The 10047-nt window shown below is 36.5% G+C and carries 10 protein-coding genes; 2 read left to right on the forward strand and 8 right to left on the reverse strand.

Annotated features, from left to right (window positions below; translation table 11 throughout):
* Positions 1 to 14: 14 nt before the first annotated feature.
* The 3 genes from ACTF48_RS07670 to gldB form a co-directional block, all read right to left on the reverse strand.
* Positions 15 to 263, reverse strand: coding sequence for a DUF3820 family protein (locus ACTF48_RS07670; protein WP_438962570.1), 249 nt, complete (start codon positions 261 to 263; stop codon positions 15 to 17).
* A 313-nt stretch (positions 264 to 576) separates the two neighbouring features.
* A complete protein-coding gene (gldC, locus tag ACTF48_RS07675) occupies positions 577 to 915 on the reverse strand; it encodes a gliding motility protein GldC (protein WP_438962571.1) in 339 nt (112 codons plus the stop codon).
* Complete coding sequence (gene gldB / locus ACTF48_RS07680; RefSeq protein ID WP_438962572.1) at positions 915 to 1901, reverse strand: gliding motility lipoprotein GldB; 987 nt, start codon at positions 1899 to 1901, stop codon at positions 915 to 917. Before gldB ends, gldC begins: the two co-directional genes overlap by 1 nt.
* A 74-nt stretch (positions 1902 to 1975) precedes the next feature.
* On the opposite strand from gldB, the gene nadE reads away from it, so the two are divergent.
* Together nadE and ACTF48_RS07690 are read left to right on the forward strand one after the other, a co-directional pair.
* On the forward strand, positions 1976 to 2764 hold the full coding sequence (gene nadE, locus ACTF48_RS07685; protein ID WP_438962573.1) for an NAD(+) synthase: 789 nt from the start codon (positions 1976 to 1978) through the stop codon (positions 2762 to 2764).
* Positions 2765 to 2863: 99 nt separating this feature from the next.
* Positions 2864 to 3496, forward strand: a complete 633-nt coding sequence (locus ACTF48_RS07690; RefSeq protein ID WP_438962574.1) for a response regulator — start codon at positions 2864 to 2866, stop codon at positions 3494 to 3496.
* On the opposite strand, the gene dnaG is transcribed toward ACTF48_RS07690, so the two are convergent.
* From dnaG to era, 5 genes are all read right to left on the reverse strand, one after another.
* Entirely contained in the window at positions 3493 to 5454 is a 1962-nt protein-coding gene (dnaG, locus tag ACTF48_RS07695; RefSeq protein WP_438962575.1) for a DNA primase, read from the reverse strand. The two genes, ACTF48_RS07690 and dnaG, sit on opposite strands and share 4 nt — an antisense overlap.
* Before the next feature lie 308 nt (positions 5455 to 5762).
* Complete coding sequence (locus ACTF48_RS07700; RefSeq protein WP_438962576.1) at positions 5763 to 6962, reverse strand: hypothetical protein; 1200 nt, start codon at positions 6960 to 6962, stop codon at positions 5763 to 5765.
* Between the two features lie 85 nt (positions 6963 to 7047).
* Complete coding sequence (locus tag ACTF48_RS07705) at positions 7048 to 7806, reverse strand: hypothetical protein (RefSeq protein WP_438962577.1); 759 nt, start codon at positions 7804 to 7806, stop codon at positions 7048 to 7050.
* Positions 7796 to 8359: an RNA polymerase sigma factor gene (locus ACTF48_RS07710; protein ID WP_438962578.1), complete on the reverse strand. Its 564-nt coding sequence runs from the start codon at positions 8357 to 8359 to the stop codon at positions 7796 to 7798. The genes ACTF48_RS07705 and ACTF48_RS07710 overlap by 11 nt, the downstream gene beginning before the upstream one ends.
* Positions 8360 to 8639: 280 nt before the next feature.
* Positions 8640 to 9554 carry a GTPase Era gene (era, locus tag ACTF48_RS07715; RefSeq protein WP_438962579.1) on the reverse strand — a complete coding sequence of 305 codons (915 nt, stop codon included), beginning with the start codon at positions 9552 to 9554 and terminating at the stop codon, positions 8640 to 8642.
* Positions 9555 to 10047 lie beyond the last annotated feature (493 nt).

Genomic DNA, 10047 nt, shown 5'->3' on the forward strand with positions numbered 1-10047 from the left:
GTGAACTGTGTAATTTAAAAAACGGGTCTATCATTCACTGTTTTTCTTCTTATTTCTCTGAGAAGCTCCTCTATTCCATTTACTTTCATATCATAAACAGTGGTCATGTATCGACCTAGTTTACCATCTGGAAATCCTTTTCTTCTAAACCATACATAATATGGCTCAGGCAACTCACTTAAGAATTTACCTTTATGGGTACCAAATGGCATTTTATACCATGCCAGTTCTACTAATTGTTTATGATCGAAAATGGGTTCCAAGTTTGTTTTTAGGTTTGAGTCGTTGAGTCGTTGAGTCGTTGAGTCGTTGAGTCGTTGAGTCGTTGAGTCGTTGAGTCGTTGAGTCTAAGTTTTAAAAAACATAGATCTTAAGTAAATCATCCACAATCAGTTATCAAGAACTTTTAAGATATAAAACACCTCTTAAGGACATTTAAGGTTTTAAAAACAGATTACTTTGTCGCTATCGCTCCTCGTAATGACGGAGAATAAATCTCATGAATCCTAGCATTCAACAGATAACTAATAACCGAGAACTGATGACTGAGACTGATCATTAAGACTGAATACTGACTTATTTCTTTTTCAAATCCAGCTTCTCTGCAAAATAGTCGCAAAAATCAATCATAGTATCTCTCATCTTATCATCATTTGTTGCGCGGTGATAAGAGTCTGCCATGGAGACTAAGGTTTGATGAAAAAAGACACGCATCTCATCTACTGGCATATCCTTAGTCCATAAATCGATACGGAAACTTTCTTTTTCTAGTGAATCCCACATAGAAACCATCATCGCTTTTGCCTCTGCACCAGTAACGCCACCATCTGGCGCGCTCCATCTTATCTGTTCTGGTACGCGATTTTCATCTAGTTCTATTCCTATTTTAATTTCTGATCTATGTGTTTGAGCCATTATTGTTTTGGTTTATACTTTGAATTATTAAAAATATGCTGCGCAGGTAGTCTTAACATATCCTTTAGTGGAACCTCATTATTTTCCATAAATGCTTGCACTATGCGATAACCTATATATTTCCCTACTCCACCTGGAGTTTGTTGATCTACCTCAAGATAAAATTTTGAAAACGGTGCTGGTAAAATAAACCGCGATTGCAACTTAGAATCTGTGCTATACAACAGGCTTTCATCTATAAAAACCCGCCACATTTCAGACTCATTTGCCACCATAAAGTTATGTTTATCTACCGCGTGACTGAACCTGCTGGCTCCTGAAGATTTAGGAGCAAACAGCTCCTGTAAGTAATGCAGTTTTCCATAATAAACCATACTACCCAGCAAGTCACGATCCATAGATGGTTCCACAAAGAGTTGTGCATAAGCCAGCGCAACATCTGCTGGTAAGTTCTCTAATTGAAGTGCTTGTTTTCTATAATCACTTATTCCTAGATACAGGTCATTATCTACACCTAAGTAAGTATCTATGGCTATTAATAACTGATCTTGAGTAGGAGTGATTTTACGGCGGTAGTCTACTTGTGAAATAACTGTTACAATATCTGGCGTTTCAAACTCTGGAAAGTAATATGTTATATGACGTAGCACCTCATCTACATCATCATGAATTTGCTCATAATTAAAATCACGTTGAGCGACTGCGTTTTCTAGTACGTTCTGAATCGTGTCCCTACCATCTAGTTTTGCATACCATATACTGTCTGAAAATTGAGCAGGAAATAACATTTCATACTTTTCTTTAAGTACTGGTAAGTCTTCTGGTGATGCTTCGGCAAACTCTTTGTGAAATAACTTGAGCTCTGTTTGTACGGGAATAGCAGCTATTTCTTTTTCAACTCGTGAGCTGTCATTACAGGATGTGGTTAGTAATATCGCTTTCGCGAAAGCGATATAAATTAATACTCTGTGAATCTTATACTTCATAGAACTACAACGCCACTTTTTTTAATTAATTTTAAGGCTGCAAAAATACGTCTAATCTGTATTAAAATAAGGAAATGAAAGTAGATAAAGTAACAGAACACATCGTACAATGGCTTAAGGACTATGCCAAAAAAGCAGGAACTAAAGGCTATGTAGTAGGCGTAAGTGGTGGAATAGATAGTGCTGTAACCTCAACGTTATGTGCCATGACTGGACTAAAAGTGTTATGTGTAGAGATGCCCATACACCAGCACGCAGACCACGTATCACGTGCTCAAGAACACATTAATCAATTAAAAGAACGTTTTTCTAATGTGACCGACGTGCGCAGTGACTTAACTCCTGTTTTTGACATGTTTATAAATTCCATGCCTGAGGTTGAAGATAGCGCACTAGTAGATTTAACTAGAGGAAATACACGTGCTAGACTAAGGATGACTACTTTATACTACCATGGTGGTGTAAATGGGCTACTGGTGGCTGGAACAGGTAATAAGGTAGAAGATTTTGGAGTAGGTTTCTATACTAAATATGGTGATGGTGGTGTAGATGTAAGCCCTATAGCTGACTTAATGAAAAGCGAAGTGTATGCCATAGGTGAACTGGTAAATGTTCCAGAAAGTATTATGACTGCAGCTCCTAGCGATGGCCTTTATGGAGCTGAACGCACTGATGAGGATCAAATAGGCGCTAGTTATGATGAGCTCGAGCTCATTATGAATAAAATAGCCTCAGGAAAACAAGAACAAGATTTTAAAGGTCGTGAACTAGAAGTGTTTCATCTTTACACTAGTTTAAACAAAAAGAATCAACATAAAATGAATCCTATTCCTGTATGCTTTATTCCTACAGAATTGCGTTAACATAGGTTAACTGCTTGATAAGAAAGATAATAGTTATGCTATTTATAATTGCGAAAGACAATTATTAATGTATATTTGTAGGAACAAATACCCCTAAAAATGAACGTTTTATTAGCAGACCATCACCCAGTATTCCGTAAAGGAATCAAGTGCGTGATGAAAGACAGTAAGAGTTTACGCTTCAAAGGAAAAGTTGAAAATGGAGAGGTGCTCTTATCAAGCATCAAGAAGCATAAACCAGACTTACTGATTTTAGAAATGGACTTACCTAATGCCCATGGTGCAGGAACACTGAGAGAAATACGCTCTCATTATCCAGACTTAAAGGTACTTATAGTAAGTTATCACCCAGAAGAAATCTATGCCATAAGTGCCATAAAAGCTGGCGCAAATGGTTATATTTCTAAAACTAAATCTTCTAAAGAGATTAAAAGAGCCATTACCACTGTGGCTTCTGGAGAAACCTTCTTATCTGATCCTATCAGAGAGGTTATGAACTCTAAAGGTAAAAAAGGAAAAGCTGTAACCATGCGTTACAGAAAATTATCTGCTCGCGAGATCGAGGTTCTTAACTTAATTTCTGTAGGGAAAAGAAATAAGAATATCGCTGAAGCCTTAGGAATTAATGAGAAAACAGTAAGCACCTATAAGACTCGCTTGCTTAAAAAATTAAATGTAGATAACGTAGCTGACTTAATTAATCAGTCTAGATTGCTACAAATAACTGGTTAAACCACTCGGTTTAATCGTTTACCTAAGTATCTATTTAATTTATTGTAGTCTCTTACAGTAGATAGCACCTCAGTGTTATCTACTGTGGGATCTGCAGATAGATTATCGTACAAAGCTTTTACCTTATCATCTATCATTAACCTACGGAAGTTAAGAATGGCGTCCATAGTATAGGTAGGAATGGTATCTTCCTTAGCTTTTACAAAAATCATTTTCTCATCCCATTTATGTAGTTGATATTTATCTTCTTGCATCACTAGGTCGGCCACTAGTTGTGATTCGTGTTCATTAAGTGTAGACATGACCTGATTTAAATCTACCTTACCTTCCAGAAGAAGTAAGTCTATGATTTTAGGGTAAAGGGTTCTAAAGATATGGTTAGAAAATTCAATCTCGTCATTTTGAAGATCTAGATAAATCTTTTCATATACGGGCATGGTCACCTTTACAGGCTCTGCTACTAACTCACCATCTTCAGACTCTTGTAAAAACTCTTCTTGAAAATCTTCAGTTTTATCACCGTAGAGAAGTAAAATCTTTATAATCGCATTTTCTAGTACAGATCTGCGGTCTATTTTAATGGTAGGCTCAGTAGTTTCTACTTTTTTAAGTGATTGCGCTTGTTGTTCCTTACGATCTTTTTTGCGCTGTTCTGTGATCTCTGCATTACGCGTTTGAGCTAGAGAAGAAAATAACACTTCTTCTCCTATATCGAGTATAGCAGCGCTTTCTCGCACGTATATCTCACGTGAAATATCATCAGGCACTTTTGCGATACTTTGAACTATGTCACGTATCATCTCTGCCTTCTTAATAGGATCTCCTGCTGCCTCTTCTTTAAGTAAGTTAGATTTAAAGCTTATGAAGTCTACTGAATTAGTTTTGAGAAACTCTTCTATCTCAGTTTGAGTATGTGACTTTGCAAAACTATCAGGATCTTCACCTTCTGGAAAGGTACAAATACGTACATTCATACCAGCCTCAAGGATTAAATCAGTACCACGTATCGCAGCACGCATACCAGCAGCATCTCCATCATAGAGAACGGTAATATTTTTAGTAAGGCGCTGTATGAGTCTTATTTGCTCTTTAGTAAGCGCGGTTCCAGAACTTGATACTACATTTTTAACACCAGCCTGGTACATTTGTATCACATCTGTGTAACCTTCTACTAGATAGCATAGATCTTCTTTGGCAATAGATTGTTTTGCCTCATAGATTCCATAAAGTACTTTAGACTTATCATAGATCTCACTTTGTGGTGAGTTGAGATATTTTGCAGCCTTTTTATCATTAGTCAGTATCCTACCTCCATAACCCAGCACTCTTCCTGAAAGACTGCGTATGGGAAACATGACGCGACCTTTAAAACGGTCAAACTGCTTGTCTTCCTTTACGATACTCAATCCTGTTTTTTCTAGAAACTCTAGCTTATATCCCGCTTTTACGGCAGCGTCTGTAAAGGCGCTCCACTGATCTGGAGAATATCCTAACTGGAAGTATTTTATAGTCTCATCTGTAAAGCCACGTTCTTTAAAATAGCTGTACCCTATAGCTTTACCCATCTCAGTTTTGAGCTGTGACTCAAACCACTCTGCGGCATATTTAGAAACGAGAAACATAGATTCTTTCTCGTCCTGACTTTGTTTTTGCTCGTCGGTTTGCTCAGTTTCTTCGATCTCGATACCGTACTTATTTGCGAGCCATTTAATAGCCTCTGGAAAAGTAAAATGTTCATGTTCCATAAGAAAAGTTACGGCATTACCTCCTTTTCCAGAACTAAAATCTTTCCAAATTTGTTTCACGGGCGAAACCATAAAACTAGGTGTGCGCTCCTCAGAAAACGGACTTAGTCCTTTAAAATTTGAACCCGATTTTTTTAATTGCACAAAATCACCGATCACCTCTTCTACTCGAGCGGTATCAAAAACAGCATCTACAGTGGTACGTGAAATCAAGTTTTAGAATTATTAAAATTAAGCAGTTTGTAAAAATACGGATTTGATATGAGTACGCTTTCGCGAAAGCATAAAAAAAGCTCCTGCTATGGTAACAAGAGCTTTCAAACCAGTTTGTGCTTGTAATTCCCCTAAGGTAAATTGAATTATCCTTCCTTCTCCAAAGCTAAATAGCAACGACACTATCCCGTAAATTGTGTAAGTTAAAAAAGCTTGGGTTTGACTTTAAATTAGTTTATAGTTGAACCCTTTCTTTATAAAGGCATTATATTTTCAAACTAGCAGTACTGGGCTACTCAAATAAAACTTTACTGAATTCTAATTCCAAAACTTACATACTGCGCATCTACAGAATTGCTTTTAAAGACATTATTTAAATTCATACGACCGAAAACCGTAAAACTACCTCTTCCTACATAAGCGTCTAAGCCGTACAGAAATACTTCATTATCAAAATTATTGATACGTGCTTCTTTTATATCACGACCATCTAATTCATACTTTAATTTAAGGCGGGAACTAGTATTAAAACCGGCAAATCCACCTATCCCGACGCGCCAGTATCCATCTTCCCTGAAACGCACGCGTCCATCTTCATAATCCTTACGTTTACTACCACCAAATTCTAGATGGACAGGAAACACTAATTGATCCTGACGAAATTTTGCTTTGCTTACACTTGCACCATCTGGCAAAAGAGCTGATAGTGTTGTTATTAAAGACTGATCACCTTGAGTGATAAAACGATTACCGTTTAACTCAGTTCCGTGAGTCTGGTACTCAAAACCATAAGTTAATCTAAAGTTGTTTTTATCCTTGTCTAAAGTGGTTTTCCATTGATAACCTATAGAAAAGTAATTATTGTTAGGATAACTGAAATCATTAATTCCTAAATCTTCTCCATTCATAAAGTTGTACCCAAAACCCAAGGTAAATCCTGAATAGGTGTTGATGTATTTTTGTGTTCTTCTATCATTCTGTTTTATATCTAATTTCACTCCATTCTTAGTAGAGATCTCGACAGAGGTAGTGTTTGATACTGTTGTTCCTCTAACCTTTGCAAAAGCAATTTCTGCATCCGTTTTTGCACGATGGGCGGCAATTTTCGTTGCTACTTGTTGTGCTCTTTCTTCTTTCAGAAGCTGCCCTTTTTCCATCGGGTATTCACCTGACTCAACTTTACCATTAATAGTCTTTACCCAATCCTTTAAATCTGTTTTTTGTTCTGAGGCATAAAGTTCATGTTTATCATTTAGAAGTATTATCTCATATTCTAGGTTTGCATTCATACTTTCACGGACTCCAGGTTTTCCTACATAATAAAGCTCTTTCCCGTCAACAGTGTCTTTTTCGACTATATGTTTCTTACCTATTCTTTTCTTGACAACGGAATCAAGCCTTTTCTCAAATTCTTTCTTTTCTTTTGATGTTTGTTCCTCTTGCGCCGCACTGAATAGAGAAGCTAGAGTAAAAAATAAAATACTAATAGATTGTAATTGACTTTTCATAATTCTAAATTTTAAAAATTGATACAGCTGTGGCTGTGCACTATATGTTCAAGCGCGTTAAGTATTTATTATTGATCTGTGATTTCTATTTATCGATAAGCGCTACGGCTTCTGTTTTCAAGAAGTTTAATCCATCCTGTATGGAGTTTTGTAAACGGCTTCTTTGATCAGACTCAATATCCCATTCTGTTTCCATGAGTAATAAATCGGGATTGATAGATTTTACCGCTATCGCTGGTTGCTCTACTTTTTTCATTGCCTTGTTAAGTAAAAGTTCCATTTCTTCTTCGGCAGTGAGTACTTTTTCTATCACTACAGGATTTTCATTACTTGTTATTGTGGTATCATCTAGAGTAGATTCAACTGGCTCTTGAGGCAGCAAATTATCTATCATTTGAAAAGTTTCCTGTTGTGGCTTTTCTTTTCTTACTGACTCCTTTTGAGGTAATTGAACTATATACTGTTCTTGCGCTGGTGATTTTTCAATAATAACTTCTTCCTTCTTTTGAACCGTATTTGTGTTATGATCAACTAGCTTTTTACTTTCTTGCGCTTTAAGGATCTCGTTAACACTTAATTTATCATCAACGATTTCTTGTCTCTGGTCTTCTATAATCACTACGGTTTCATCGACTTGGTAATTTACCACATGATCATCATTCAATGCAGGATACAGCAACACCGCAGCAATTAAAACAGCAGCAATAGCTCCTAACCAATAAATGAGTGGCTTTTTATTTTTCTTCTCTTCGGTCTCTAGTCTCGATGCAAGTGCATCCCATGAGCCAGCACTAGGAGCGATTTCTCGCTTATCCATTTGATCTTTTATATTCTTAAGCTTCATGTTGCTTTTTTTTAATGCTATTTACTTTTTCTTGCAATAAGATTCGTGCTTTGCGGTATTGTGTTTTGGAAGTACTCTCGCTTATGTTTAATGCCTGAGCAATCTCTGCATGTTTGAACCCATCTACCACATACATCATAAATACGGTTTTATAACCTGATGGTAACTCGTCTATGACTTGTTGAATTACTGCTAGTGGTAATTGATCACTTGTTTCATTTTCACTACCTGTCGCGCTTACTTTTTCTTCATCCACCTCATCAGTATATTGAAAAGGATCTTTTTTACGCAGGTAATCTATACATTCTCTCACCATAATGCGACGCACCCAACCTTCAAAACTTCCTGAATGCTGAAAACTGTCCAGCTTAGTAAAAACTTTAAAGAATCCATTAAGCATGAGTTCCTCAGCAGTTTCTATAGGTGATATATACTGTCTACAAACGCTCAACATTCTATATGCGTGCTTATCATAAAGATGCTTCTGCGCTTTTCTGTCTCCAGCCGCTGCCTTTTCAATAAGCTTTTTCTCGTTAGTATAAAGTTGTATCACTTTCACAATTTACTTGCTTTCTATATATAGAGACGAGATGATTTTAAAAAGGTTGTCTGATTGGTATTTTTTTTTAAAAAAAAAGCATCAAAAGAAGTTCCTAACTAAACATCACCTATTCTTAAATAACTGATTCTTCTTTTCACTTCGTGAAAATGTATCGCCCATTACCCATTGGCTATTTACTTGCGCAAATAGTCCAGTAATAATTAGAGTTCAGATTCATTAACGAGTTTGAGTTCAACCTCTCACTGACAACCGTGGACTTAAAGACTGAAGATTATTTATGAATACCTTTATACCCAAAACGCTTTAATTGCTGTTCACTACTGCGCCAGTTCTTGTTCACTTTTACATAGAGTTCAATATGTACCTGCTTGCCAAAAAACTTTTGTAAATCCTTACGAGCCTCAGTCCCTACACGTTTAATAGCCGTGCCTTTGTGACCTATGATGATTCCCTTTTGGGTTTCACGTTCTACCATAATTACAGAACGTATTCTGATAATCTTTTCATCTTCAAAAAATTCCTCAGTATCAATCTCTACAGAATACGGAATTTCCTTTTTATAGTGAATTAAGATTTTCTCACGTATGCTCTCGTTTACAAAAAACCGTTCTGGTTTATCAGTGAGCGTGTCCTTAGGGTAATAAGCTGGAGAAACTGGAAGAATTTCTACTATACGTTCTAATAATTGAGGAACGCCAAAGTTCTCTAAAGCACTTATGGCAAAAATCTCAGCATTAGGTAAGCGCTCTTTCCAGTGAGCAACGGCTTCTTCTAACTGGCTAGGCTGACCTTGATCTATTTTATTAATAAGTACGATTACAGGAACCTCTGCAAAGGTGAGTCGTTTTTCAAAAGCCTCGTTTTTGAGCTCCTTCTCGCCTAGTTCCACCATATAAAGAATACAGTCTGCATCTTCAAAAGCGTTTTTAACAAACTCCATCATGCTTTCCTGGAGTTTATAGGCTGGCTTAATAATTCCAGGCGTATCACTTAACACCATCTGGAAATCATCACCGTTTACTATTCCTAAAATACGGTGTCGTGTCGTTTGTGCCTTTGAGGTAATAATAGATAAGCGCTCACCTACGAGCGCATTCATGAGTGTAGACTTCCCTACATTAGGATTACCTACTATGTTTACAAAACCTGCTTTGTGCTCTACCATAGGAGCTGCTTTTTCTTCCATATTGCAAAGGTAGCCGTTTTAAAATTGTGGATTTTCAATATAGGCTTTAAAAAAGTTATTTCTACTTCTTTTACCCCACATGCTAGGAGTTTACTTTATGGTCAGAGGCTAATTGTGGAAAACCTTTATAACCATGAGGTGATCAGTTTGAAAATATCGCTTTCGCGAAAGCGTATCCTAAAACCAAAACGAATATTTGATGCGCCTTACCTTCTTAAGTCTGTAACGACTTTATAAATCGTTTCTTTTTAAGTTTTTATTGATTCAAAACTATAGGATATGAACTTCTCCAGAATCAGCTTAAATTCAATAAACAAAAAAATCACAAAAGCCGAAACTCTTGTGATTTTATAAAGCTTTATAAGCACTAAAGATTACCCAGAAACGCCACCTAAAACTGCTTCTAGTTGCATTTCTTTCAAAATATTATCTTGAATAGGTTGTGTAAGCTCGTTAATTTTATCAACACCCCAAGTGATTCCCACAACCGTTC

Source organism: Nonlabens sp. (assembly GCF_965660805.1).
Classification (GTDB): Bacteria; Bacteroidota; Bacteroidia; order Flavobacteriales; family Flavobacteriaceae; genus Nonlabens.

Excerpts from the sequence above, each read along its gene's own strand:
- gldC (WP_438962571.1), bottom strand. The coding sequence starts at position 915 with ATGGCTCAAACACATAGATCAGAAATTAAAATAGGAATAGAACTAGAT.
- gldB (WP_438962572.1), bottom strand. The coding sequence starts at position 1,901 with ATGAAGTATAAGATTCACAGAGTATTAATTTATATCGCTTTCGCGAAA.
- nadE (WP_438962573.1), top strand. The coding sequence starts at position 1,976 with ATGAAAGTAGATAAAGTAACAGAACACATCGTACAATGGCTTAAGGAC.
- ACTF48_RS07690 (WP_438962574.1), top strand. The coding sequence starts at position 2,864 with ATGAACGTTTTATTAGCAGACCATCACCCAGTATTCCGTAAAGGAATC.
- ACTF48_RS07700 (WP_438962576.1), bottom strand. The coding sequence starts at position 6,962 with ATGAAAAGTCAATTACAATCTATTAGTATTTTATTTTTTACTCTAGCT.
- ACTF48_RS07705 (WP_438962577.1), bottom strand. The coding sequence starts at position 7,806 with ATGAAGCTTAAGAATATAAAAGATCAAATGGATAAGCGAGAAATCGCT.
- era (WP_438962579.1), bottom strand. The coding sequence starts at position 9,554 with ATGGAAGAAAAAGCAGCTCCTATGGTAGAGCACAAAGCAGGTTTTGTA.